This is a genomic window from Streptomyces sp. NPDC002209 (assembly GCF_042890265.1).
Lineage (GTDB): Bacteria > Actinomycetota > Actinomycetes > Streptomycetales > Streptomycetaceae > Streptomyces.
The window spans coordinates 382,209-406,161 of sequence record NZ_JBIARX010000006.1; the positions used below are offsets into that span (position 1 = coordinate 382,209).

The 23,953-nt window shown below is 72.5% G+C and carries 23 protein-coding genes; 8 read left to right on the forward strand and 15 right to left on the reverse strand.

The features are described from left to right. Positions 1–66: 66 nt before the first annotated feature. On the forward strand, positions 67–732 hold the full coding sequence (locus ACFYXK_RS15615) for a GntR family transcriptional regulator (RefSeq protein WP_389411604.1): 666 nt from the start codon (positions 67–69) through the stop codon (positions 730–732). Beyond that, on the forward strand, positions 729–2,042 hold the full coding sequence (locus tag ACFYXK_RS15620) for a nitrate/nitrite transporter (protein WP_389411605.1): 1,314 nt from the start codon (positions 729–731) through the stop codon (positions 2,040–2,042). The genes ACFYXK_RS15615 and ACFYXK_RS15620 overlap by 4 nt, the downstream gene beginning before the upstream one ends. Before the next feature lie 283 nt (positions 2,043–2,325). Here the strand turns inward: ACFYXK_RS15620 and ACFYXK_RS15625 are convergent, their stop codons facing one another. Together ACFYXK_RS15625 and ACFYXK_RS15630 are read right to left on the reverse strand one after the other, a co-directional pair. Next, positions 2,326–3,351, reverse strand: a complete 1,026-nt coding sequence (locus tag ACFYXK_RS15625) for a helix-turn-helix domain-containing protein (RefSeq protein ID WP_389411606.1) — start codon at positions 3,349–3,351, stop codon at positions 2,326–2,328. A 186-nt stretch (positions 3,352–3,537) separates the two neighbouring features. Next, positions 3,538–4,368, reverse strand: a complete 831-nt coding sequence (locus tag ACFYXK_RS15630) for a maleylpyruvate isomerase family mycothiol-dependent enzyme (protein ID WP_383506598.1) — start codon at positions 4,366–4,368, stop codon at positions 3,538–3,540. Between the two features lie 149 nt (positions 4,369–4,517). On the opposite strand from ACFYXK_RS15630, the gene ACFYXK_RS15635 reads away from it, so the two are divergent. Further along, positions 4,518–5,300, forward strand: coding sequence for a carbon-nitrogen family hydrolase (locus ACFYXK_RS15635; protein ID WP_389411607.1), 783 nt, complete (start codon positions 4,518–4,520; stop codon positions 5,298–5,300). A 6-nt stretch (positions 5,301–5,306) separates the two neighbouring features. Here ACFYXK_RS15635 and ACFYXK_RS15640 read toward each other — a convergent pair whose 3' ends face one another. Further along, positions 5,307–5,801: an LURP-one-related/scramblase family protein gene (locus ACFYXK_RS15640; protein ID WP_389411608.1), complete on the reverse strand. Its 495-nt coding sequence runs from the start codon at positions 5,799–5,801 to the stop codon at positions 5,307–5,309. A gap of 32 nt (positions 5,802–5,833) precedes the next feature. Between ACFYXK_RS15640 and ACFYXK_RS15645 the strand changes: the two genes are divergently transcribed. Continuing rightward, complete coding sequence (locus tag ACFYXK_RS15645) at positions 5,834–6,637, forward strand: hypothetical protein (protein WP_389411609.1); 804 nt, start codon at positions 5,834–5,836, stop codon at positions 6,635–6,637. 29 nt (positions 6,638–6,666) lie between these two features. Continuing rightward, a complete protein-coding gene (locus ACFYXK_RS15650; RefSeq protein ID WP_389411610.1) occupies positions 6,667–7,188 on the forward strand; it encodes a DUF4240 domain-containing protein in 522 nt (173 codons plus the stop codon). Here the strand turns inward: ACFYXK_RS15650 and ACFYXK_RS15655 are convergent. After that, on the reverse strand, positions 7,185–7,763 hold the full coding sequence (locus tag ACFYXK_RS15655) for a Uma2 family endonuclease (RefSeq protein ID WP_389411611.1): 579 nt from the start codon (positions 7,761–7,763) through the stop codon (positions 7,185–7,187). The genes ACFYXK_RS15650 and ACFYXK_RS15655 overlap by 4 nt on opposite strands. Before the next feature lie 127 nt (positions 7,764–7,890). Here ACFYXK_RS15655 and ACFYXK_RS15660 point away from each other — a divergent pair, with 127 nt between their 5' ends. Continuing rightward, the gene (locus ACFYXK_RS15660; RefSeq protein WP_389411612.1) at positions 7,891–9,729 is read left to right on the forward strand and encodes an NHL domain-containing thioredoxin family protein; all 1,839 of its coding nucleotides are present in this window, start codon (positions 7,891–7,893) and stop codon (positions 9,727–9,729) included. A gap of 48 nt (positions 9,730–9,777) precedes the next feature. Here the strand turns inward: ACFYXK_RS15660 and ACFYXK_RS15665 are convergent, their stop codons facing one another. The 4 genes from ACFYXK_RS15665 to ACFYXK_RS15680 form a co-directional block, all read right to left on the reverse strand. Then, a complete protein-coding gene (locus ACFYXK_RS15665; RefSeq protein ID WP_389411662.1) occupies positions 9,778–10,803 on the reverse strand; it encodes a hypothetical protein in 1,026 nt (341 codons plus the stop codon). A gap of 299 nt (positions 10,804–11,102) precedes the next feature. Continuing rightward, complete coding sequence (locus tag ACFYXK_RS15670) at positions 11,103–12,395, reverse strand: M18 family aminopeptidase (protein ID WP_383506565.1); 1,293 nt, start codon at positions 12,393–12,395, stop codon at positions 11,103–11,105. 101 nt (positions 12,396–12,496) lie between these two features. Then, entirely contained in the window at positions 12,497–13,246 is a 750-nt protein-coding gene (locus ACFYXK_RS15675; RefSeq protein ID WP_389411613.1) for a hypothetical protein, read from the reverse strand. 155 nt (positions 13,247–13,401) lie between these two features. After that, positions 13,402–15,228 (reverse strand): acyl-CoA dehydrogenase, encoded by a 1,827-nt coding sequence (locus tag ACFYXK_RS15680; protein ID WP_389411663.1) that lies wholly within the window; start codon positions 15,226–15,228, stop codon positions 13,402–13,404. Positions 15,229–15,411: 183 nt separating this feature from the next. Between ACFYXK_RS15680 and ACFYXK_RS15685 the strand changes: the two genes are divergently transcribed. Then, positions 15,412–15,870: an SseB family protein gene (locus ACFYXK_RS15685; protein ID WP_030302361.1), complete on the forward strand. Its 459-nt coding sequence runs from the start codon at positions 15,412–15,414 to the stop codon at positions 15,868–15,870. A gap of 131 nt (positions 15,871–16,001) precedes the next feature. Beyond that, entirely contained in the window at positions 16,002–16,988 is a 987-nt protein-coding gene (locus tag ACFYXK_RS15690) for a pirin family protein (RefSeq protein ID WP_383506557.1), read from the forward strand. Between the two features lie 26 nt (positions 16,989–17,014). Here ACFYXK_RS15690 and ACFYXK_RS15695 read toward each other — a convergent pair whose 3' ends face one another. From ACFYXK_RS15695 to ACFYXK_RS15725, 7 genes are all read right to left on the reverse strand, one after another. Beyond that, positions 17,015–18,283 carry an ABC transporter permease gene (locus ACFYXK_RS15695; protein WP_389411614.1) on the reverse strand — a complete coding sequence of 423 codons (1,269 nt, stop codon included), beginning with the start codon at positions 18,281–18,283 and terminating at the stop codon, positions 17,015–17,017. A 17-nt stretch (positions 18,284–18,300) separates the two neighbouring features. Beyond that, the gene (locus ACFYXK_RS15700) at positions 18,301–19,062 is read right to left on the reverse strand and encodes an ABC transporter ATP-binding protein (RefSeq protein ID WP_389411615.1); all 762 of its coding nucleotides are present in this window, start codon (positions 19,060–19,062) and stop codon (positions 18,301–18,303) included. Beyond that, a complete protein-coding gene (locus tag ACFYXK_RS15705) occupies positions 19,059–20,594 on the reverse strand; it encodes a peptidoglycan-binding protein (RefSeq protein WP_389411616.1) in 1,536 nt (511 codons plus the stop codon). Before ACFYXK_RS15705 ends, ACFYXK_RS15700 begins: the two co-directional genes overlap by 4 nt. Positions 20,595–20,613: 19 nt before the next feature. Continuing rightward, a complete protein-coding gene (locus ACFYXK_RS15710) occupies positions 20,614–21,162 on the reverse strand; it encodes a hypothetical protein (RefSeq protein ID WP_389411617.1) in 549 nt (182 codons plus the stop codon). Continuing rightward, positions 21,159–22,094: a hypothetical protein gene (locus ACFYXK_RS15715; protein ID WP_389411618.1), complete on the reverse strand. Its 936-nt coding sequence runs from the start codon at positions 22,092–22,094 to the stop codon at positions 21,159–21,161. The genes ACFYXK_RS15710 and ACFYXK_RS15715 overlap by 4 nt, the downstream gene beginning before the upstream one ends. Before the next feature lie 102 nt (positions 22,095–22,196). Continuing rightward, positions 22,197–22,502: a hypothetical protein gene (locus ACFYXK_RS15720; protein WP_389411619.1), complete on the reverse strand. Its 306-nt coding sequence runs from the start codon at positions 22,500–22,502 to the stop codon at positions 22,197–22,199. Positions 22,503–22,812: 310 nt separating this feature from the next. Beyond that, entirely contained in the window at positions 22,813–23,898 is a 1,086-nt protein-coding gene (locus ACFYXK_RS15725) for an AI-2E family transporter (protein ID WP_389411620.1), read from the reverse strand. Positions 23,899–23,953: the final 55 nt, after the last annotated feature.

Consider the following 23,953-nt stretch of genomic DNA (forward strand, 5'->3'; position numbering starts at 1 on the left):
GCGGGGCGGCGGTCCACATCCCGGACGGGGCGACCGGTGCACCCCTCATGTATCTATCCTGTGCGCATGCCGTCAGCCGCGCCCCCCGCCCCGACCGCCGCCACCGCTGCCGAACGCGTCTACCGGCACGTCAAGCAGGCCGTCCTGATGGACCGCCGCTACGAGGGCGGCACCCTGCTCACCGAGGGCGAACTCGCCGACGCCGTCGGGGTGTCGCGCACGCCGGTCCGCGAGGCGCTGCTGCGGCTGGAGACCGAGGGGCTGCTGAAGCTGTACCCGAAGAAGGGCGCGCTGGTCCTGCCGGTCTCCGCGCAGGAGATCACCGACGTCATCGAAACCCGGCTGCTGGTCGAGGAGTTCACCGTACGCAGGGCGGTGCCGGCACCGCCCGGCCTGCTGGAGCGGCTCGCCGAACTGCTGGAGGAGCAGCGCCGGCACGCCGCCGGGGGCGACCTCGCGGCGATGATGGCCGCGGACCGGGGCTTCCACGCCGAGATCGTGCAGAGCGCCGGGAACGCGATCCTCTCCCGCCTCTACGACCAGCTGCGCGACCGGCAGCTGCGGATGGGCGTGGCCCTGCTGCACGCCCACCCCGAGAGGGTGGAGCGGACGCTGGCCGAGCACGCGGAGATCCTGGAGGCGCTGCGGGCCGGTGACGCCGAGACCGCGGCCGCCGCCGTACGGGGCCACGTGGGCCGGGTGGAGGCGCTGGTGCGGGGGCCGGGCCGGTGACCGGGCCCGTGGTGTTCAAGGACCCTCCGGGGGGCCGGAAGGCGGTGGCGGTCTGGTCCATCGGCGTCGCCGTCTACTTCGTCGCGGTGATCTTCCGTACCAGCCTCGGCGTGGCCGGACTGGAGGCGGCGGACCGCTTCCACGTGGGAGCCTCCGCCCTCTCGACCTTCTCCCTCCTCCAACTCCTCGTCTACGCGGGCATGCAGATACCCGTCGGCCTGCTGGTGGACCGGCTCGGCACCAAGAAGGTGCTGACGCTGGGCGCGGTCCTCTTCACGGCCGGCCAGATCGGCTTCGCGCTCTCGCCCTCGTACGGGATGGCCCTCGCGGCGCGCGCCCTGCTGGGCTGCGGCGACGCGATGACCTTCATCTCCGTGCTGCGGCTGGGCACCCGGTGGTTCCCGGCCCGGCGCGGCCCGCTGACGGCACAGCTGGCGGGCCTGGTCGGCATGGCCGGCAACCTGGTCTCCACGCTGGTGCTGGCCCCCGTCCTGCACGAGGTCGGCTGGGTCCCGGCGTTCGCGGGCAGCGCGGTGGCGGGCGTGGCGGTCCTGATCCCCCTCACGCTCTTCCTGCGGGACCACCCGGAGGGCCACGAACCGCCGGCGCCTTCGGGAGCCGGCGGGGGCTTCGTACGCCGCCAGATCCGGGACTCCTGGAAGGAACCCGGGACCCGGCTGGGCCTGTGGGTGCACTTCACGACCCAGTTCCCGGCGATGGTGTTCCTGCTGCTGTGGGGGATGCCGTTCCTGGTCGAGGACCAGGGGCTGGCGCGGACCACCGCGGCGGGGCTGCTGACGCTGGTGGTGGCCTCGAACATGTGCTTCGGCCTCGTCTACGGCCAGCTGATCGGCCGCCGCCAGTCGGCCAGGATCCCCCTGGCGCTGGGCACGGTCGCCCTGACGGCGGTGCTGTGGGCCTCGGTCCTGGCCTACCCCGCCGCCCACGCCCCGATGTGGCTCCTGGCCACGCTGTGCGCGGTGCTCGGCACCTGCGGCCCGGCCTCGATGATCGGCTTCGACTTCGCCCGCCCCGCGAACCCGGCGGAGCGCCAGGGCACTGCGTCCGGAATCACCAACATGGGCGGCTTCCTGGCCTCGATGACGACCCTGCTGGTGATCGGCCTCCTGCTGGACGCCACCGGCGACGACTACCGGATCGCCTTCTCGTCGGTCTTCGCGGTCCAGGTCCTGGGCCTGGCCCAAATCCTGCGCCTGCGCCCCCAGGCCCTGCGGGCGGAGCGCACCCGCCCGCCGCTCGCCGCCCCGAGCCGCCCTGCCCCGGACTCCCCCCGCCCCACCCCGGCCTGACCGCCACCGGGGGCACCTCCAACCCCGCCGGGGGCACCTCAAGCCCCGGCGGTGCACATCCAGCCCCTCCGGGGGCACCTCCAACCCCGCCGGTGCACATCCAGCCCCGCCGGCGTTTGAGGCGCGGGGGTGCGGGGGCGGAGCCCCCGAAGGCCCGGGCGCAGCCCGGGGCCGCTCGCGCGGCGGCGCGGCACCCGAATCCGGTTCAGCCCCCGGCAGGGCCTGGCAGGGCCCGGCGGGACAGACCCCCGTCCAGTCCCGCCCGGCCCGGGCCATGCCGACCCTACGGCCGCACGACGCCCCCGGATGTGCCTGGTGCGCACGGCCCGTTGATGTTGCGCGCAAGGGCCTCCCGCACCGCCCAGTGCCGGAACTCGGTGGGGCTCGTCCCGTACGCCTCCCGGAACGCCCTGCTGAACACGGAGGCGTTGGTGAACCCCCACCGCCGCGCGACGGTGTGGACGGGACTGGTGAGCAGCCCGGGGTTGCCGAGATCGGCCCGGCACCGCTCCAGCCGGCGCCGCCGGATCCCGGCCGCCACGGTTTCGCCCCGGTCCCGGAAGAGCTGCTGGAGACGGCGCAGCGAGATGCCGTGCCGGGCGGCGACGGCGGACGGCGTCAGCTCCGGATCGCCGAGGTTGTGGTCGACGAAGACCTCGATCCGCTCCAGCAGGGCACGGGTGCGGGCTTCGGGCGAGAGCTTGTCCTGCGCGCCGAGCTGCCCGGCCAGGCAGGCGCCGACCAGGTCGTGGGCGACCGTTCCCAGCCGGTCGAGCTCCGCCGGCCCGCAGTCGGCCGCGTGCGCCGCGAGCGACTTCATGTACTGGGCGAGGATCGCCCCCATGCCGTGGCCACCCGGGATCCGGTGGGCCAGCAGCTGTTCGACCCGGGCGCCGCGCAGTGGCATCGCATCGCGCGGGAAGGACAGGACGATGGCCCGGATCCGGCCGCCCTCCACGTCCGGGACGGCGTCCGACTCCATCGGCAGCGAGGTGTCCCAGAGCACCATGTCCCCGGTGAAAAGACCAGATTCGCCCCGGTTCTGGGCGAGCGACATGGCCCCCGTGGTCACGAGTCCCAGCTGGTACTGCTCGGGATCGCTGCGCCGCACGTGGGCGGCGGTGCGCGTCGAGCGCAGCGAGCTGAACTCGAACGACGACACCTGCACGCCGCCGAGATCCAGGACGGAGGCCTCGGCCCAGAAGTCCCGGACGCGTTCGCTGCGGATCGCCGTGGGCACCAGCTCCTGCGCGATCACATCGGTGAACCAGTCGAGCCGCTCCGGCGCCGGCACCGCGGCAGCCGACATCCTTGACCACACCCCCGAAGACCCCCTTCTCCTGCTCTGTCTTGTCCCGCCCATGACAGGGACGTGACATCGACAGGAGCGGTTCTCGGCCGCGGTGAGGGGCGAGAGCGGGCCGCCGTCAGGAACGAGAGGGGAGCGAGAGGGGGCGGGCGGAGGGCGCCGTGCGCAGCCCGGGCCGCCCGGCGGCTACGGGGTGACGGCGAAGTTCGCCAGAATGGCCGCGGCCAGCTCCGGGTCGCCTTCCGTCTTCACCCGGTCGGCCACGGCGTGGGGCCGGACCCGCCCCGCCGCGAGGCGGACGTACGTCTCCCAGTCCGTCGTCAGCGTCACCGCCGGACCCAGCGACGGCGTCCCGTCCACCGTCCCGCGCCCCTCCGCGTCCACCCGTACCGTCCGCATGAACTCCACCGGCCCGTGCACGTCGATCACCACGGCCGAGTTCGCCGGCGCGCCCGCCAGCTTCGCGACCACCTTCGGCAGCCCGGCCAGCAGGATGTCCCGGGCCACGAACGCCCCCGGCGAGTCCCAGTTCCCCGGCACGCCCAGCGCCGCCCGCAGGTCCTGCTCGTGGATCCACACGTCGAACGCCCGCAGCCGCAGCGCGAGCTCCAGCGTCACCTGGTCGCCCAGCGGCCCCCGCACCATCGTGTCCGGATCCCGCTTCTCGTTGCGCAGCTGACGCGACCGCCGGATGATCGTGTACTCGAGCTCCGAGGTCATCTCCGGCGCGGTGTGGTGGCGCCGGACGTCAACCTGCACCTCCATGTACCGGGTGAACTCATCGACCACGTGCCGCAGATCCCGCGCCACGGTGTGGATCGGCCGCGGATCCCCCAGCTGCTCGCACTCGATGCCGATGATGTGCGACACCACATCGCGGACGGACCAGCCGGGGCACGGCGTCGCCCGGTTCCACTCGCCCTCCGTCAGGGGGAGGACCAGCTCGGATATCGCCTCGATGGAGTGCGTCCACGCGTCGGCATAGGGCTGGAGGCTGGGATGCGGCTGGACGGTCAACGGGACCCCTCGCGTGCTGTTCAGTGGCGCATTTTCTGGAAGCGTGTGGACTGCTTCCAAAACTACGCTGCCGGTGAGCACCCCGGCAGTGCTTTCGTGTGACGATCGTAGGCCCGAGTTGACGGCTTGAATGCCAGGACGGTGGTACTGTGCGCGCCTCGCTGATCCAAATCGCGGTGACCGACGGGGAGTCGGTCGCTTCCCGACGTGCCCGGGTGGCCGATCTCGTACGGGATCAGGCCGGCTCGGACCTGGTCGTCCTGCCCGAACTGTGGACGGTGGGTGCCTTCGCCTACGAGCAGTTCGAGACCGAGGCCGAGCCGCTGGACGGCCCGACGTACGAGGCGATGTCGAAGGCGGCGAGCGACGCCGGGGTCTGGCTGCACGCCGGGTCGGTCGTGGAGCGCGCGGGCGACGGCTCGCTCTACAACACCGCCCTCGTGCTCTCCCCGGCCGGCGAGCTGGCCGCCACGTACCGCAAGATCCACCGCTTCGGCTTCGACCAGGGCGAGGCCGTGCTGATGACCGCCGGCGACTCCCTGACCACCGTGACCCTCCCGGAGCAGACCCTCGGCATCGCCACCTGCTACGACCTGCGCTTCCCGGAGCTGTTCCGCGGCCTGGTCGACGCCGGGGCCACGACGATGGTCGTGGCCGCGGGCTGGCCGGCCCGCCGCCGCGCCCACTGGACCCTGCTGAACCGGGCGCGGGCCGTCGAGGACCAGTCCTACGTGCTGGCCTGCGGGCTGGCCGGTACGCACGCGGGCGTCGAGCAGGCCGGGCACAGCCTGGTCGTCGACCCCTGGGGCGAGGTCCTGGCCGAGGCGGGCCCCGCCGAGGACGTCCTCACCGTGGACCTCGACCCGGCGAAGGTCGCCGAGACCCGGGACCAGTTCCCGGCCCTGAAGGACCGCCGCCTGGGCCGCGCGTAGCCGGCGTCACGACTCCTCGCGCTCCTTCTCGGCCATGCGGATCACACACACGGCGACCGCGATCAGCAGCGCCGCGTCCGCGTCCTCCCGGATCACGTCCACCGCGTACGTCTCGCGGATCCGGTACCACTGGCGCGAGATCAGCGCGAGGAGCTCCCCCTCGTACTCGATCTTGAACTCCCGGTCCAGGAGCCGTCCGCTGACGTCCAGTTCCGTGCCCTCGACCAGCGTCACGAGGTAGTGGTTGCGCAGCAGGGAGAGCCGCTTGCGCCGGATCACCGCGAGGCGGCGCTCGTCCCGCTCCAGCGTCATCGCGTCCCGCAGGCGCAGCAGCTTCTCCCGCAGCGTGATCAGGATCTGCCCGTCCGGGTCCTTCAGCTCCAGCGTGTCCCGGAAGCGCAGTGCCTTCCCGTCGACGAGGAACGCGTGCCTCCCGTCCTCGTCCTCGATCCAGTAGTCGTCCCCGACGGCCAGCATTTTGTCCCGAACCAGGTATTTCATGCCCGCATCGATGCCCGCGATAGGTTTCCGCCATGCCTCTCCTCTACGTGACCGACCTGGCGTACCCGGCGCGCGGCCGCCGGTACTGCGACGAGGACATCCTCCTCACCTCCCGCCTGCGCGAGCACTTCCCGCTGGCCCTGTGCCACCCGCTGGACGCGGCGGCCATGACCGGGGGCTTCGACGCGGTGATCGTCCGCAACAGCGGCCCGGTCCTGCACTACCAGGAGGCGTACGACGCCTTCCGCGCGGCCGCGCTCGCCGCCGGCACCCGCGTCTACAACCCGCTCACCGGCCGCGGCGACATGGCGGGCAAGCAGTACCTCCTCGACCTCACCGCCGCCGGCTACCCGGTGATCCCCACGATCGACGACCCCGCGGACCTCGCGCTGCTCCCCTCGGTCCCCTCGTACGCGGTGAAGCCCAAGCAGGGCGCGGACTCCATAGGCCTGACCTTCACCCCGCACCCGGCCGGCCCGGCGGGCGAGAACCTCATCCAGCCGCGCATCGACTTCGCGTACGAGGTCTCCTTCTACTTCGTCGACGACGCCTTCCAGTACGCCCTCTACGCCCCCGACCCGGCCCGCCGCTGGGAGCTGAAGCCGTACGAGGCCACGCCGGCCGACCTCGCCTTCGCCCGCAGCTTCATCGAGTGGAACACCCTCTCGCACGGCATCCAGCGGGTGGACGCCTGCCGCGCCCCCTCGGGCGAGCTGCTCCTGGTCGAGCTCGAGGACCTGAACCCGTACCTCTCGCTGGACCTCGTGCCGTCGGCGACGCAGGACGCCTTCGTCACCGCCCTCACCGAATCCCTTCACTCCTTCCTCACGCTCTGATGTCAGAGGGGGATGCCAGGCTTCCCCCCATGGACAAGCAGACGTTCTGGAAGCTGATCGAGACGGCCCGGTCCGAGGCCGGACCGGACCAGGTGGCGGCCCGCGCCTCGGAGTTGCTGGCGCGCTGCCCCGAGGCCGAGATAGCCGCCGCCCAGCAGGTCCTGTGGGACCTGCTCGCGGAGTCGTACCGCAGCCCCCTCTGGGCCGCGGCCTACGTGATCAACGGCGGCTGCTCGGACGACGGCTTCGACTACTTCCGCGGCTGGCTCCTGACCCAGGGCGAGCAGGCCTTCGCCCGCGCCCTGGCCGACCCCGACTCCCTCGCGGAGCACCCCGCGGTCCGCGAGGCGGCGGCGGAGGGCCTGGAACTGTGGGACGAGGAGGCCCTCTCGATCGCCTGGACGGCGTACGAATCGGCCACGGGCCGCGAGCTCCCGTCGGACTCCTTCACGATCAGCTACCCGCCGCTGGACCCGGCCTGGGACTTCGACTTCGACGACCCGACCCAAACGGCCCCCCGCCTCCCCCGCCTGAGCGCCCTCTTCGACTAGAGCCCGCCCGTGTCGAGATCGATCCCGAAAGGCTCCGGCAGCCGGACCGTCTCCCCGAACGGGTGCGGCCCGTCGACCCCGGTGCAACCGAGCCGCCCGGGCCCCGAGAAGAGGGTGACGGTCTTGTCGAGCCGGTCGACCAGCAGGTACAGCGGCGCACCGTACTCGGCATACCGCCTGCGCTTGACGACCCGGTCGGTCTCGGCGTCGGACTCCGAGGTCACCTCGACGATCAGCAGCGTCTGGTCGGGCACCAGCGCCGTGGCGCCGTCGGTGAGACCCTCCGGGACCACCGCGAGATCCGGCACGTACCGGTTCGGCGACCCCGGCAGGTCGAGGTTTCCCGAGCCGGTGATACAGCCCAGCTCACGGACACGGGACAGGATCTGGCACCGGATCCTCTCGGCAGCCCTCTCGTGATCCCATGTCGGCGTCATGACCTCGCCGCATCCCCCCTGGATGACCCCCTCGACGATCTCCACCCGGTCACCCTGCATGTGCTGAATGGCGTACTTCAGAGCCGATTCGGGATCCACACCCTGGGCGTAGTCGCCGGGCTCGGCGCCGGTGGCCATCAGGCAGCTCCTTCCGTCACGGTTCTACGCTCGCACGCCGCCGGTCCCGGAGTTCCCCAGCGGCGGGCTCGATCACCCGACCGGGTGGAGCCGCCGGGCCGGGAGGGCGGGATGGCAAGCTTGAAGCATGAACGATGCCGCCCCGGCGCACACCCCCGCGCCCCGCCGTGCCCGTCTCCGTGCCCCCGAGCTGATCGGCAAGGGTGGCTGGCTGAACACAGGTGGGAAGGATCTGACCCTCGCCGACCTGCGGGGACGGATCGCGATCCTCGATTTTTGGACCTTCTGCTGCATCAACTGCCTGCACGTCCTCGACGAGCTGCGGGAGCTGGAGGAGAAGCACCGCGACACCGTCGTGATCATCGGCGTGCACTCGCCGAAGTTCGTGCACGAGGCCGAGCACGCCGCCGTCGTCGACGCCGTCGAGCGCTACGAGGTGCACCACCCCGTGCTGGACGATCCCGAGCTGGCCACCTGGAAGCAGTACGCCGTACGGGCCTGGCCGACGCTCGTCGTGATCGACCCCGAGGGGTACATCGTCGCCCAGCACGCCGGTGAAGGGCACGCGCATGCCATCGCGCGGCTCGTGGAGGAGCTCGAGGCCGAGCACGAGGCCAAGGGGACGCTGCGGCGCGGCGACGGGCCGTACGTGGCGCCCGAGCCGGTGGCGACCGACCTGCGGTTCCCCGGGAAGGCGCTCGTGCTGCCGTCCGGGAACCTGCTCGTCTCGGACTCGACGCGGCACCAGCTCGTGGAGCTCGCCGCCGACGGCGAGAGCGTCGTGCGCCGCATCGGCAGCGGCGAGCGCGGCTTCGGGCCGGAAGCCTTCAGCGAGCCCCAGGGGCTGGCGCTGCTGCCCGACGGGTCCGTGGTCGTCGCCGACACCGTCAACCACGCGCTGCGCCGCTTCGATCCCGCGACGGGCGCCGTCGAGACCGTCGCCGGGACCGGCCGGCAGTGGTGGCAGGGGTCCCCGACGTCCGGGCCGGCCCTGGAGGTGGACCTGTCCTCGCCGTGGGACGTGGCCTGGTGGCAGGGCAAGGTGTGGATCGCCATGGCGGGCGTGCACCAGCTGTGGACCTGGGACCCGCAGACCGGGACCGTAGCCGTCTCCGCCGGGACGACCAGCGAGGGCCTGCACGACGGGCCCGCGCTCGAGGCCTGGCTCGCGCAGCCGTCCGGGCTCGCGGCGGCCGGGGACCGGCTGTGGATCGCCGACTCCGAGAACAGCGCCCTGCGCTACGTGGAACCCGCGGGCGAGGGGGCCGACGGATATGCCGTACGGACCGCCGTCGGGACCGGCCTGTTCGACTTCGGGCACCGGGACGGCGACGCCGCCCAGGCCCTGCTCCAGCACCCGCTCGGGGTGACCGCGCTGCCCGACGGCTCGGTCGCGGTGTGCGACACGTACAACCACGCCCTGCGCCGCTTCGACCCGGCGACCGGCCAGGTCTCCACGCTGGCCACCGACCTGCGGGAGCCCAGCGACGCCGTGCTGGTCGGCGAGGACATCGTGGTCGTCGAGTCCGCCCGGCACCGGCTGACCCGGCTGCGGCTGCCGGAGGAGGCGGTACGGGTCGACGCCGTCGCCCACCGCACCCAGCGGGCCGCCACCGAGGTCGCCCCGGGCACGCTCCGGCTCGACGTGGTGTTCCAGGCGCCGACCGGGCAGAAGCTCGACACCCGCTACGGGCCTTCGACGCGCCTGCTGGTCTCCTCGACCCCGCCGGAGCTCCTGGTGGCGGGCGAGGGGGCCGGGACGGACCTGTTCCGGGAGCTGGCCCTGAACCCGGACGTCACCGAGGGGGTCCTGCACGTCTCCGCCATGGCGGCGTCGTGCGACGACGACCCGGCGAACGAGTACCCGGCCTGCCACGTGCACCAGCAGGACTGGGGCGTGCCGGTGACCGTCACGGCGGCGGGCACGAGCCGCCTCCCCCTCGTCCTGGCCGGCATGGACGCCTAGCGACGGCCGGCCGGGGCTCCCGCTGCGGGGGCCCCGGCCGTCGGGGGCTCAGGTTCGGGCCTCGTGCTTTCCGGGCTCGCCGTGCTGCTCGCCCGTGTTCCTCTCGACGTCGGCGACCAGCAGGTTCGGGTCGATGCCCGTGAGGAAGGCGGCGCTGGGGACGTAGACCCTGTGGTGGCGGACCGCCACCGAGGTGGGGCCGGACAGGCCGTCCTTCCCGGTCAGCACGACGGTGTGGGTGCCGTCCGGCCGGACCAGGGCGAGCTCGCTGTCGGTGTCGTTCAGTGCGGCGAGCACCGTCTTGCCGTGCCCGGCGAACGCGAAGTCGTCGATCCCCGTCAGCCCGGTGGCGTGCGTCCTGATCACCCCCGCGGCCCCGTCCTCCTCGACCGGGATCCGCAGCAGCGTCCCCCGGTCGTAGTTCGACACCCAGACCGCGTGGTGGCGCACCTTGATGCCGTTGGCGCCGATGAACGTGGCCGGCTCGAGCGCGGCGCCGGCGGCCCACGTCGTCGCCACCGGGTGTTCGTCGTCCAGTGAGATGCGCCACACCGTGCCGAGGACGGAGTCTGCGCCGTAGAGCAGGCCGCGGTGCTCGTCGAGGGCGAGGCCGTTGGCGAAACCGTTAGGCGGCAGGTCGGCGAACTTGCCGACCTCGCCGTCCGGGGTGATCCGGTAGACGCCGGTCAGGGCCGTCCCGGTGTTGAAGGCGACGTAGAGCGTCCCGTCGTGGGTGCGGACGATCCCCGAGACGACGGCGGCGCCGACGAGGGGCGTCTTCGGGTCCGTGACGGCGGGCAGGGTCGCGAGGACCCATCTGCCGCCGTGCCGGTCCACCCGGACGACCTGGCGGGCGAAGGCGAAGGTCAGATCGGCGGAGCCGTCGGGCTCCAGGGCGATGTTCTCCGGCGTCTCGCCGGCCTTGAAGTCGAAGTGCGCGACGATCCGCGGGTCCGTGAGGGAGAGTGCGGCCTCAGCCGGCGGGCCGGCTGCGGCCGCGCCTGCGGCGGGGGCGGACGCGAGCAGGGCGAGGACGAGGCCCACGGCGCCCGCGGCGCCGGCGATGCGCGGCATGCGGAGTCTGCGGGCCGTTCGGGGCGTGCGGAGCAGGCGGAGCACGGGACTCTCCTTGTCGGCCTGACGGGACGGGAGTCCAGCACAACATGACGGAGTGTCATCATCGGCTCATCGCACCGCGGCGCCCCCCAGATCGACCCGCCCGGCCGAAGCCCCCGGCCGAAGCCCCCGCCGACCCCACACCCGCCCGCCCCGCCCTGGGGCTGAGCCACCCCGCCCGCCACCCGAGCCCGCGCCGCCTCCCGGGCGTCCCGGCAGGCGGCGCAGCGCGCGCTCCGTACGGCGGCGCGCCGGCGTCAGCCCTCCAGGAAGGCCACCAGCGCGTTCGCGAGCAGGTACGGGTCGTCCGCACCGCACAGTTCGCGGGCGCTGTGCATCGAGAGGATCGCGACGCCGATGTCCACCGTCTGGATCCCGTGGCGGGCGGCCGTGATCGGGCCGATCGTCGTGCCGCAGGGCATCGAGTTGTTCGAGACGAAGGTCTGCCACGGCACGCCGGCCCGCTCGCACGCCGCCGCGAACACCGCGCGCCCGCTGCCGTCCGTCGCGTACCGCTGGTTGACGTTGACCTTCAGGATCGGGCCGCCGTTGGCGCGCGGGTGGTGCGAGGGGTCGTGCCGCTCCGCGTAGTTGGGGTGCACGGCGTGGCCGGTGTCGGAGGACACGCAGATGCTGCCCGCGAGGGCGCGCGCCCGGTCCTCGTACGTACCTCCGCGCGAGAAGACGGAACGTTCCAGCACGTTCCCCAGCAGCGGGCCGTCCGCGCCCGTGTCCGACTGCGAGCCGTTCTCCTCGTGGTCGAACGCGGCCAGCACCGGGATGTGGTCCAGCTTGCCGGCGGTCGAGACGGCGGCCAGCGCCGCGACGCCCGCGTGCACCGAGATCAGGTTGTCCATCCGCGGGCCGGCCACGAGCTCGTGGTCGCGCCCCAGGTACGACGGCGGCTCGATCGAGTGGACCATCAGGTCCCAGCCGGCCACCGAGCCCTGCGGCAGGCCCTCTTCCTCCTCCAGGAAGGCGATGAGGTCGCCCTCCTGGACCTCGCCGAGACCCCAGATCGGCTGCATGTGGCGCTGCTTGTCGAGCTTGAGGCCGTCGCTGTTGACCGACCGGTCGAGGTGGACGGCCAGTTGCGGGACGCGCAGCAGTGCGCGGTCCACGTTCACCAGCCGCTCGCTGCCGTCGCGCAGGCTCAGCCGGCCCGCCAGGCCCAGGTCCCGGTCCAGCCAGGTGTTGAGCAGGGTGCCGCCGTAGATCTCGACGGCGATCTGCCGCCAGCCCTGTGACCCCGTGTCAGGCAGCGGCTTGACGCGGAGGTTGGGGGAGTCGGTGTGTGCGCCGACGATCCGGAACGGGGTGTGCGCGGTGGCGCCCTCCGGGACGAACCAGGCGATGAGCGCTCCGCCGCGGAGGACGAAGCGGCCTCCGCTGCCCGAGTCCCAGGCGTCCGTTTCCGACAACTGCCTGAAGCCTGCCTTTTCCAGCCGCTCGGCCGCGTTGGCCACGGCGTGGTACGGCGACGGACTGGCCGTCAGGAAGGTCATCAGATCGTCGGTGTGTCCGCGGTCGAAGCGGGCGGGAGAGCTCATGTGGTTCACCTTAACGACGGTCGTGTTCGCCATGGTCGGACTGCGGCGGATAGCCGAGACGCCGGGGCCGCGGGCTGTGTGGTCCACTTCCCGGCGGCTTTTCAGCCCGGCGGGCGCTCGAATCGGCGCTGCAGCTGCCTGCGCTCGCCCCGGCGGATGCGCGGGAGCATCTCCGGGGCCGTCGCGGAGCGCTGCGCGCGTCTCTTGCGTCCGGCGCAGAAGATACAGGCCTCACCGGGCGGCGCGTCCGGATCGATGGGTGCGCCGGGGTGCTCGGAGCAGCCGGAGGCATTGCGCGGCCGGGACAGTTCGCGGGCCACGATGAACGCCCGGTGGAGATCGTCCGCGATCCGTACGAACTCCTCGGCGGGGGAGGAGAAGCCCAGGTGGAAGCGGCGGTCCTCGACGGTGCGGAGGTGGTCGCGCAGGGCCTGCAGGGTGTACGGGGGGTCGGGCACGGGGTAGCCCAGCCGGCGCTGTTCCCCGGCGGGCGGGGCGGCGGCCGCCGCGCGGGCGCCGCGGACGCCCTGGGCGCGCAGCCCGAGGCGGCGCCGGTCGTTGCAGATCAGGCAGCGGCCCCAGCCGTCGGGCGCCTCGGGGTCGAGGGCCCCGTTGGGGTGCTCGGAGCAGCCGGTGTAGCTCTTGGCGGGGGCCAGCCCGGCGGCGGTCTGGAAGGCGGTGTAGAGGGCGTCGGCGACGGCCTCGTACTCCGCGGGGTGGGCGCCGTCGTACAGCTCCCGCAGATGGTCGCCGAGGCTGCCCAGGGCAGCCTGCAGCTCCTTGAGGGCGTACGGCCGCCCGGTCGGGACGGAGTACCCCCTGCTGTTGCCGTGCTGCTCTGCTGGGCTCATGCCTACGAGCGTCCCACGAACCACCGACAACCTGTGAATGCCGCCGGTGGGCCGCCGGTACGCCGGTCCTCCGCCGCGGGTACGCCGACGGCCGGACCCCCTTGCACAGGGTCCGGCCGTCGGTGTGCGACTGTCGGTGCGGCCCGGCCGGGTGGCTAGAACGCGGCCTCGTCGAGCTCCATCAGGGTGTTGTCGACGGCCTCGGCCAGCGCGCGGGCGACCGAGACGTTCGGCAGGACCTGCGAGGCGAAGAACTTCGCGGCCGCGATCTTGCCGGTGTAGAACGGGACGTCCTTCGCGGAGGCGCCTGCGAGCTTCTCGGCGGCCACGGCCGCGCCCTTGAGCAGCAGGTATCCGACGACCACGTCACCGGACGCCATCAGCAGGCGGGTGGTGTTCTGGCCGACCTTGTAGATGTTCTTGACGTCCTCGCCGGTGGCGGTGAGGTCGACGATCATCTGGCCGACGATGGCCTCCAGGTCGACCGCGGCCTTGGCGAGCGCGTCGCGGGCGCCGGCCAGCTCCTCGCCGCCGGCGGCCTCGGCCAGGAACTTCTTGATCGTCTCGGAGAGGACGTTCAGCGAGGCACCCTGGTCGCGGACGATCTTCCGGAAGAAGAAGTCCTGGCCCTGGATCGCCGTGGTGCCCTCGTAGAGGGTGTCGATCTTGGCGTCCCGGATGTACTGCTCGATCGGGTATTCCTGGAGGTAACCGGAACCGCCGAAGGTCTGCAGCGACTGGGCGAGCTGCTCGTACGAGCGCTCCGAGCCGTAGCCCTTCACGATCGGCAGGAGCAGGTCGTTCAGGCCGATCTCGGCGGAGGCGTCCTCGCCCGCGGCCTGCTTGAGCTGGATCGCGTCCTGGACGGAGGCGGTGTACAGCACCAGGGCGCGCATGCCCTCGGCGTACGCCTTCTGCGTCATGAGCGAGCGGCGCACGTCGGGGTGGTGCGTGATGGTGACCTTGGGCGCGGTCTTGTCCAGGAAGTTGGCCAGGTCCGGACCCTGCACGCGCTCCTTGGCGTACTCCAGGGCGTTCAGGTAGCCGGTGGAGAGCGTCGCGATGGCCTTCGTGCCGACCATCATGCGGGCGAACTCGATGATCATGAACATCTGGCGGATGCCGTCGTGCTTGTCGCCGATCAGCCAGCCCTTGGCGGGGTGCTGGTCGCCGAAGGTCATCTCGCACGTGTTGGAGGCCTTGAGGCCCATCTTGTGCTCGACGTTCGTCGCGTAGACGCCGTTGCGCTCGCCCAGCTCGCCGGTCTCCCAGTCGAAGTGGAACTTCGGGACGAGGAAGAGGGACAGGCCCTTGGTGCCGGGGCCGTGGCCCTCGGGGCGGGCGAGGACGTAGTGGAGGATGTTCTCCTCCATGTCGTGCTCACCGGACGTGATGAAGCGCTTGACGCCCTCGATGTGCCAGGAGCCGTCCTCCTGCTGGATGGCCTTGGTGCGGCCGGCGCCGACGTCCGAGCCGGCGTCCGGCTCGGTGAGGACCATGGTGGAGCCCCAGCGCTTCTCGACCGCTATCTGCGCGACCTTCTTCTGCGCCTCGTTGCCCTCTTCGAAGAGGATGCCGGCGAACGCCGGGCCGGAGGAGTACATCCAGATGGCCGGGTTCGAGCCGAGCAGCAGCTCCGCGTAGGCCCAGATCAGGGAGCGGGGCGAGGTGGTGCCGCCGATCTCCTCGGGCAGGCCGAGACGCCAGTACTCGGAGTCCATGAAGGCTTCGTAGCTCTTCTTGAAGGACGCCGGGACGGGCGCGGTGTTGGTGGCCGGGTCGAAGACCGGCGGGTTGCGGTCGGCGTCCGCGAAGGATTCGGCCAGCTCGTTCTCGGCGAGGCGGGCGATCTCGGACAGGACGCTCTTGGCGGTGTCGGTGTCCATCTCACCGAACGGTCCGGTGCCGTACAGCTTGTCGCGGCCGAGCACCTCGAAGAGGTTGAACTCGATGTCGCGGAGATTCGACTTGTAGTGCCCCATGGCGACGGCTCCGTTAAGGCTCGGGAAGACAGGTTCCTCGTACATACCGATCGGTAACGTCATGATGCTACCCGCGGGTAATAAGAAGCAACCCTTGCCGGTGGACTGTGACCAGGGTCAAGCCCGCAAGCCTGGCGGGAATGCGCGTCCACGGGGCGCGGGGCGCTCGGTAGGCTTCGCCCTATGTACGGCTACGACCAGAACGTGAGCGCAGGGCAGCAGTACGCCGCCCCGCAGCAGATGGCCGGCGGGTACGGCGAGCAGCCGCTGTACCCCGAGCCCTCGCCGCCGTCGCTCGCCGACGCGGTGCGGGCCTTCACGACCGGGTCGCTGTCCGCCGAGGACTTCCAGCAGATCTTCGCCACGTCGAAGGTCTACTGCCCGCGCGGCGAGACTCCGGGCTTCCTGGCGCTGCACAACACGCAGCAGCCGGTGATCCCCATGTTCACCACGCTCAAGGAGCTCCGCCGGTACGCCGGCAAGGAGTCCAAGTACTTCGTGATCACCGGCGCCGAGGTGATCGACCTGCTGCCGACCGGGTACGGCTTCGTCCTCGACATGGAGGGCGACCACCGGATGGTCTTCGATGCGAAGGCCGTGGAGCAGATGGTCGACTTCGCGATGCGCCGCATGTACGGCTAGGCCGTTTCGCCGTAGGTGCAGGTGAGCGGCTTCGGGCCCCGGGGAAATATCCCCGGGGCCCCTTCTGTTCTGTGGGGTGTGGCAGAAAGTTCGAGTTTCAACTAAACTCGACGCAGAAGGAGGTTCCGACCATGCCTGCAGTGACTGTGGAGAACCCGTTGACGCTCCCCCGCGTCGCCGAGCCCGCCCCGGAGACCGCCGCCCGCAAGGTGCTGGCCGTCACGACCGCTCCCGGTGGGTTCGAGGGCGAGGGGTTCCCGGTGCGCCGCGCGTTCGCCGGGATCAACTACCAGTACCTCGACCCGTTCATCATGATGGACCAGATGGGCGAGGTGGAGTACGCACCGGGCGAGCCCAAGGGCACCCCGTGGCACCCCCACCGCGGCTTCGAGACCGTCACGTACCTGATCGACGGAACCTTCGTCCACCAGGACAGCAACGGCGGCGGCGGAGTCATCAACGGCGGTGACACCCAGTGGATGACCGCCGGCTCGGGCCTGCTGCACATCGAGGCCCCGCCGGAGTCCCTCGTCGTGTCCGGCGGCCTCTTCCACGGCCTCCAGCTGTGGGTCAACCTCCCGGCCTCCGACAAGATGATGCCCCCGCGCTACCAGGACATCGGCGGCGGCCAGGTCCAGCTGCTGTCCACCCCCGACGGCGGCGCCCTGCTCCGCGTGATCGCCGGTGAGCTGGACGGCCACGCCGGCCCCGGCATCACCCACACCCCGATCACGATGATCCACGCGACCGTCACCCCCGGCGCGCAGGTCACCCTCCCCTGGCGCGAGGACTTCAACGCCCTCGCGTACGTCATGGCCGGCCGGGGCAGCGTCGGCGCGGACCGGCGGCCCGTCCACACCGGGCAGACGGCGGTCTTCGGCGACGGCGGCTCCATCACGGTGCGGGCGGACGAGTCCCAGGACTCGAACACCCCGGACCTGGAGGTCATCCTCCTCGGCGGGCGCCCCATCCGGGAGCCGATGGCGCACTACGGGCCGTTCGTCATGAACAGCCGGCAGGAGCTCCAGCAGGCCTTCGACGACTTCCAGGCGGGCCGGCTGGGGACCATCCCCACCACAGCCCGGGAGCGCACGAAGTCGTCGGAGCAGCACTCCTGACCGCGCCTCACCCCGCCTGACCGCGGCTAGCGGCGCAGGGCCTCCGCGGGCTGCGTACGGGAGGCCCGCCAGGCCGGGTACAGGCCGGCCAGCACCCCGGTGACGAGTCCGATCAACGGCGCCACGGCGACGGTGAGCGGCGACATCACCGGGGTCCAGTCGCGCAGCGCCGACACCCCGACCACGGTCAGCGTGCCGAGCGTGGTGCCGACCAGGCCGCCCACCGCACCCTGCGCGGCGGACTCGGCCAGGAACTGGGCGGTGATGTGCCGCCCGCGCGCACCGAGGGCCCGGCGCAGCCCGATCTCCCCGGTCCGCTCCAGCACCGCGACGAGCGTGGTGTTGGCGATCCCGACCGCCCCGATGACCAGGCAGATCGCCGCCAGCAGCAGGAACAGCTGATCCAGGTCGGACGTCACCCCCGCCCGCAGGGTCCTCGGGTCCGGCGGCGGCGCGGGCGTCAGCCAGTCGGGATGGTCCGGGCGCAGCGCGAGCGGGAGTTCCGCGGCCACCTGCCGGGCCGCACCGAGCTCGGTCACGACCAGCATCCGGGCCCGCTGGGCGTTGTCCGGCGGCCCCCACAGCTTCTCGGCGGTGCCCCGGGGCACGATCACCGAGAGCAGCAGGTCCGGCTTGCGGTCCGCCCCGCTCGCGATGCCGATCACGGTGAACGGGTGCTCGCCGATGAACACCGCGGGGCGGCTCTCCAGCGTGGTGATGCCGAGGCGCGCCGCCATCGCCGAGCCCACCACCGCGACCTGTTCGCTGCGCCCGTCGTGGAAGGCGTCGTACGCCCGGCCCGAGCCCAGCGCGAGCCCGGCCGCGCGCAGCATCCCCGGGGAGGCCGCGACCACCGGGATCCGCTCGCCGGTCGCCCCCGCGACCGGGGCGGACCGTACGGTGGTCTCGCCCAGCGGCACCGGCCAGAACACCCCCGCGGCGCGCACCCCGTTGAGCGTGCCCGCCCGGGCGTCCGCGTCACGGGGGAAGGCGAGGGGCACCTGCCGGGCGAGCTGGGGATCGCCGCCGCCCGCGGTGTCCTGGACGCCGACCTCGGTGGCCGTCAGCGCGTTGAATCGGCTGTCGATCTGCGAGGAGGCGGTGGCCGTGAGGCCGAGGATCGCCACGAAGGTGCCCACGCCCAGGACGGTGCCGAGGCCGGTCAGGGCGGAGCGGGCGGGCCGCTGGAGCATCCCGGCCAGAGCCTCGGAGAGCAGGTCGCGCAGGGACAGGCGGGAGGGCGTGATCCCGGTGTCGGGCCGCCGCCTGCGCATGATGCTCCCGATGCTCCTCATACGGGCACTGATGCTCCTCATGCGGGGACGACCTCGCTCAGGACCCCGTCGCGGATGGACACCGTCCGTCGGCCGCGGGCGGCCACGTGGGGGTCGTGCGTGATGACCAGCAGCGTCAGCCCGTCGGCGTGCAGCGCGTCCAGCAGGGCAAGCACGGCGCCCGCCGTGGCGGTGTCCAGGTTCCCGGTGGGCTCGTCGCACAGCAGCAGCGAGGGATCGGCGACCAGGGCGCGGGCGATGGCCACGCGCTGGCGCTCGCCCCCCGACATCCGGGTCGGGAGATGGCCGGTGCGGTGGCCGAGGCCGACCCGCTCCAGCGCCGTACGGGCCCGGTCGGCGCGCTCCGCGCGCGGGACGCCGTTGTAGACCATGGCGAGGCGGACGTTCTCCAGGGCGCTGCGGTGCGGCAGGAGATGGAAGGACTGGAAGACGAAGCCGATGCGCTGCCCGCGCAGGGCGGTGCGGTCGCGGTCGCGCAGGGCGCCGGTGTCGATGCCGTCGAGCAGGTACCGGCCGGTGGTCGGGGCGTCGATGAGCCCGGCGACGTTCAGGAAGGTGGACTTCCCGGAGCCGGAGGGGCCGACCACGGTCACGTACTCGCCGCGTTCCACGGTCAGCTCGCAGGGCCGCAGCGCCTGGACGGGCGGCGGTCCGGGGTAGGTGAGGCCGACGCCCTCGAAGCGGACGACGGCGGCGGCGGCCGGGGTGGTGTCCTCGGCCGGGGTGGCGTCCTCGGCCGGGTGCGCGGCCGGGTCTGCGGCCGGGTGTGCGGGGGTCATGGCTTCGCCTGGGCGACGAGCACCCGGTCGCCGTCGGCGAGCGCGCCACCGCCGACCGGCTCGACCTGGACCATCCCGTCGGCGGACATCCCGGCCCGGACCTCGACCCGGCGCCGGGCGTCCGCGGCGGCGGGGTCCTTGCCCAGCACCGTGACGGTGGTCCGGCCGTCGGCGCCCGCCGAGACGGCGGAGAGCGGTACGACGAGCACCGGCTCCCCGGACGAGGCCGCGGTCACGGTGAGCCGTACGCCCTGGCCGGAGAGGCGGGGGTCGAGGCTCTGGTCGGGCTTGACGGTCAGCGCGTACCCGCCCGGGTCCTGAGCGGTGGCCGGGGGGCTGTCCCCGGAGCCCGAGCCGGACCCGGCGCCGGAGCCGCCGCCCGTCGGGGAGCCGGCCGTGGCCGGGGTCGGGTCGGTGGCCACCGAGCCGACGGTCCCGGTGGCGGTGAGCCCGGTGGCCTCGGACAGCACCTCGACCTTCATCCCGGCTTTGACCAGGTCCTTCTGGTGCGCCGGGAGCGAGGCCCGGATCACCGGGGCGCCCGCCGAGAGGGTCAGCAGCCCGTCCGGGACGCCTTCGCCGACCGCGGCCTTGACCGCGTCCACGCGGGCCGGGAAGCCCTTGACGAAGACGAGCTCGTCCGCCGGGACCATGGGGCCGGCCGCCGCGCGGGCCGCCTCCAGGCGGGTGGTGGCCTTGGCCAGGTCCTGCTGGGCGAAGGTGAGCTGCTGCTGCGCCTCGGCGGTGTCGGCGCCACCGCCCGCCTTGGCCTTGGCGAGGGCGTTCTTGGCGGTGGTGACCTGTCGCTGGGCGGTGTCGGCGGCGTCCTCCGCCGCCTGGAGCTTCTCGGCGTCGCCGGGGTCGGCCGGCCGCGGGGTGTACCCGAGCGCGGCGTAGAGCGCGGTGACGGCGGCCTTCGTACCGGGGCCGTACGTGCCCGCGGGATCCTTGCCGGTGGCGTGGCCCAGCGCCTTGAGCCCTTCCTGGAGCTGCCCGACATCCTTGCCGGTGGCCCCGGGCTTCAGGTCCCGGTACACGGGCAGGGCTCCGGCCAGCGCGAACACCGGCCGCCCCGACACCTCGACCAGTACCTCGCCGGCCTGTACGGCGGCCCCGGGCTGCTTGTTGACCCGCGTGACCACGGGCTTCCCGCCCGTCCCGGCGGCAGCCGTGGCCCCGGCCCCCGGGGACACCGTCAGCGACTGCTCGGCGGTCACCGTGCCCCGTACGACCACGGAGGAGGTGAGCACCCGCCGTTCGACCCGGTCGGCGAGGACGGACGCGGGCGGCGCCGCGGCATCGGCCGCGACCTGGGCGGGGGAGCGGATGGCACCGGCGAGGACCACCCCGGCTCCGGTGAGGGCGACGGCGCCCGCGACGACCCAGATCAGGATCCGGCGCCGCCGGCCGAGCGAGGCCCGTCCGTCATCGGTCCCGCCTGCGGCGTCCGGCTTCTCGGCGGCAGCCTTCGCGGCGGCGTCCTTCGCGACGGCGTCCGACTCCTCGGGGGCGGCGGCCTCTTGATGTTTCACGTGAAACCCACTTCTTCGTTCAGCAGTTCTCGCCGAGCACCTCGAGGGAACTCACCTTCCACGGCGCGCCCTCCTTCTCGCGGGTCAGCGTGAAGGCGCCCATCTGGGTCGGCTTGTCCTGGAGTTGGTCGACGGGCTGACCGGTTTTGGCGTCATGGATGAGCCAGCGGTCCAGATCGACGCAGTCGTGCAGGATCCGGGTCTGCGCGCCGGGGGTTTCCACGCCGTCGATCCGGTGGCCCACCTCGCCGAGCAGCGCCTGGCCGGCGGTCTTCGAGTGGGCGAGGTTGTCGCGGAGCTCCTGCAACTGCTGCCCGGTGGCGACCCGTTCGACGGCCGGATCCTGGGGATCGGGCGCCCGGTTCGCCGCGAGCCAGGTGGTCCAGTACGTGTCGTAGGCCTGCTGCACGTCCGGGCTCGGCGGCTCCAGCGCCGACCGGGTGCTCGCACCTGCCGGGGAGGCGGCGGAATCCGCGGTGCACCCGGTCGCCAGGAGGAGCGCCAGAGCCGCCGCCGCGGCGGGCAGCAGGCCGCGCGCCGCGGCCCGCCGGCCGGCCGGTGCCCTCACGCCGAGCCGCCCTTCAGCACCTTCTCCGCATAGGCGACCTGCTCGTCCAGTCGCTTCTTCTCCTGGTCCAGGTCCTGCTTGCGCCGTTCGATCAGGCCCTTCTGGTAGGCCGTCAGGACCGCGGTCCAGGTGTCGGTGAGCTTCGTCTTCTGCTTGCAGGACACGTCCGTGGTCGCGGCGGTGATCTCCTCGGAGGTGACGGGCCCGGTCCACCGGGTGCCCTCCATCTGCTGGAGCTCCCAGGGCGTCTTCACCTGGAACCCCGCATCGCGCATACAGGTGCTCCACTGCGTGATGCCCGCGACGATCCGGCTGTCTCCGCGCGCCCGGTCGCCGGCCTGCTGGGTGAGCTGGTCGACCAGGCTGTTGCCGGCGGGGGCCCCGGACGGGCCGGTGGTGCTCCTCGGGTACAGCTTGCGGTCCGCCTCGCCCGAGCAGCCGCCTTCCGGGGCGCCCGGATGGGCCGGTGCACCGTCCTGCGGGCCGAACAGGGCGGCCGTCTCGTTCGGGTCGCGCTTCTTCTCGCCCGCCGCATCGCGGTCCGGCAACGCGCCGGACCGGTACCCGTACTTCTTCGCGGATTCGGCGTCGACCAGGCCGATTCCGGTGGTGGCCCGGTGCGCGCCGGCGCTGGTGACGTAGGTGCTCGCGTTCTTGAAGGAGGCGAATCCGATGCGGTGCATACAGGACTCGGTGAGCAGGTCCTGTGCCTGCCGGAGCACCTTCGCCTGGTTCTGGTCGAAGGCGTAGGCGTCGAGCGGGAGTACGGCGTTCGCAGGGTCGGCCTGCGGTGTGACGCTCACCTGTGGTTCGGCCGTGGGGCCGTCCGATCCCCCCTGTTTCGCCGCCGGTTCGGCGGTGCAGGCGCCGAGCGCCGCTACCGCGACGGCACCGGCCAGCAGCAGGGGCAGCCGTTGGCGTGCGTGGAGCACGATCAGCCTTTCCGTGGTGGTCTGGTGGTCGTACACTGCCCGGCACGCCCGGGGCCGGGACCGATTCCAGCGGTCCCGGCCCCGGGCGGCTCAGAGCGCCGATCAGCAGGGGTTGGCCGCCCACTTGGTGATCAGGGTCATCGAGCTGTAGCCGGTGACGCCGGTGTTGTTGTTCTTGTGCCGGTCCCACCACTGGTTGCCGTTGATCACGGTGCCCGACTTGTAGCAGATGGGCGTGATGGTGTGGCTCCGGTAGCCGAGGCCGTTGATGGAGGCCGAGGTGTTGGAGTTGGAACGGATCCGGACCCCGTCCTCGGCGTAGTCGCCGGCGTGGGCCACGCTCACGGAGCCCATGACGATCGTCGCGGCGGAGAGTGCCACTGCGGTGAACCTTGCTGCCTTGCGCACGCTGTCTCCTCTTGGATATCGGACACGTCGTGGTGCAGCCGAGAGGAATGCTCCGCGGCTCAAGTGCTGCAGCGGCCCCCCGGTCCGGTGAAAGACGATGGCACGAAGACGAATGCCGTACCAGGGGGATCCGGGCGTGCGGCGGAGACCGGCTTGAATGCTGCGTTTCGGGGCGCGTGGCCGGTTACACGGACTCTTCAGATCCTTTTGGGCATTTCCGCAGGAGGGGGCGGCGGCCGGAAAACGGACGCCTCGGGTTCTCCGCGAACGGATGATCGAGGACCGCTTCGCGGTTGTCCTGAAAACCTCGTTACTCGGGCTCCTCGTGTTCCTCGGGGCGCTCGGCCCCCGTGGAGCGCCCCCGAAGCTCCGACACCACGCCGAACGCGGCTGCGGTCAGCGGCACGGCCAGCAGCATGCCCAGGATCCCGGAGACGCTGGCTCCGGCCGTGATGGCGAGCAGGACCACCGCCGGGTGCATCTGCACGGTGCGGCTCTGGATCACCGGCTGCAGGACGTGCCCCTCCAGCAGCTGTACGGCGATCACCACGCCCACGGCCCACAGGCCGATGACCCAGCCCCGCTCGGCGAACGCGACGAGGACGGCCACCGCACCGGAGATGAAGGCGCCCAGGTAGGGGATGTACGCGCCGACGAACACCAGGGCGCCGAGGCCGACGGCCCCGGGGACGCGGAGCACGAGCAGGCCGACGGTGATGAAGAAGGCGTCGATCAGGGCGATGAAGGTGGTTCCGCGCATGAAGCCCTCGACGGCCGAGAAGGCGCGGCGGGCCATGGCCTCGACGGTGTCGCCGGTGGCGCGCGGCGCGAGCGAGCGCAGGGCTGCGCCGGCTCGGTGGGAGTCGCGCAGGAAGAAGAACATCAGCAGCAGGGCGAGGACGGCGCTGGCGAGCATCTCGCCGACGACGCTGATGCCGGCGATGACGCCGGAGGCGGCGGTACCGCCGTACTTGGCGAGCAGCTCCTTGGCGTTGGACGCCAGGTCCTCGAGGGAGGTCCCTGCGGCCCCGAGTTGCCTGGCGAGGACTTGCCCGGCCTGTTTGAGCGAGCCGACGATCTGGTCGCCGGTGCTGATCAGCGCGTGGACGACGACGTACGTGGCGCCGCCGAACACCACGAGCACGGTGAGGCAGGTGAGCGCGGCGGCGAGGGAGCGCTGCACCCCCGCCCCCACGAGCCGCCGGTTCATCGGCCCCAGCAGGGCCGCTCCGAGCAGCGCGAGGAGCACCGGCGTGACGACGGCCTTGAAGGTGATGCACAGCCACACGCCGACGGCGATCACGCCGGTGACGAGCAGGGCGGCCGCGCACCACGCGGCCAGTCGCCTGACCGGCGGGGGGAGCAGAGTCAGCACAGGTGCATCAAACCATGGCATTCCGGTGCGGATCGGGCACGCGGCCGCACCGGCGGCCCCGGCCGGGACGGGCGGT

Coding starts and splice junctions, on each gene's coding strand:
- ACFYXK_RS15615 (WP_389411604.1), top strand. CDS start 67: ATGCCGTCAGCCGCGCCCCCCGCCCCGACCGCCGCCACCGCTGCCGAA.
- ACFYXK_RS15625 (WP_389411606.1), bottom strand. CDS start 3,351: ATGTCGGCTGCCGCGGTGCCGGCGCCGGAGCGGCTCGACTGGTTCACC.
- ACFYXK_RS15640 (WP_389411608.1), bottom strand. CDS start 5,801: ATGAAATACCTGGTTCGGGACAAAATGCTGGCCGTCGGGGACGACTAC.
- ACFYXK_RS15645 (WP_389411609.1), top strand. CDS start 5,834: ATGCCTCTCCTCTACGTGACCGACCTGGCGTACCCGGCGCGCGGCCGC.
- ACFYXK_RS15650 (WP_389411610.1), top strand. CDS start 6,667: ATGGACAAGCAGACGTTCTGGAAGCTGATCGAGACGGCCCGGTCCGAG.
- ACFYXK_RS15655 (WP_389411611.1), bottom strand. CDS start 7,763: ATGGCCACCGGCGCCGAGCCCGGCGACTACGCCCAGGGTGTGGATCCC.
- ACFYXK_RS15660 (WP_389411612.1), top strand. CDS start 7,891: ATGAACGATGCCGCCCCGGCGCACACCCCCGCGCCCCGCCGTGCCCGT.
- ACFYXK_RS15665 (WP_389411662.1), bottom strand. CDS start 10,803: ATGCCGCGCATCGCCGGCGCCGCGGGCGCCGTGGGCCTCGTCCTCGCC.
- ACFYXK_RS15670 (WP_383506565.1), bottom strand. CDS start 12,395: ATGAGCTCTCCCGCCCGCTTCGACCGCGGACACACCGACGATCTGATG.
- ACFYXK_RS15675 (WP_389411613.1), bottom strand. CDS start 13,246: ATGAGCCCAGCAGAGCAGCACGGCAACAGCAGGGGGTACTCCGTCCCG.
- ACFYXK_RS15680 (WP_389411663.1), bottom strand. CDS start 15,228: ATGGGGCACTACAAGTCGAATCTCCGCGACATCGAGTTCAACCTCTTC.
- ACFYXK_RS15685 (WP_030302361.1), top strand. CDS start 15,412: ATGTACGGCTACGACCAGAACGTGAGCGCAGGGCAGCAGTACGCCGCC.
- ACFYXK_RS15690 (WP_383506557.1), top strand. CDS start 16,002: ATGCCTGCAGTGACTGTGGAGAACCCGTTGACGCTCCCCCGCGTCGCC.
- ACFYXK_RS15695 (WP_389411614.1), bottom strand. CDS start 18,283: ATGAGGAGCATCGGGAGCATCATGCGCAGGCGGCGGCCCGACACCGGG.
- ACFYXK_RS15700 (WP_389411615.1), bottom strand. CDS start 19,062: ATGACCCCCGCACACCCGGCCGCAGACCCGGCCGCGCACCCGGCCGAG.
- ACFYXK_RS15725 (WP_389411620.1), bottom strand. CDS start 23,898: ATGCCATGGTTTGATGCACCTGTGCTGACTCTGCTCCCCCCGCCGGTC.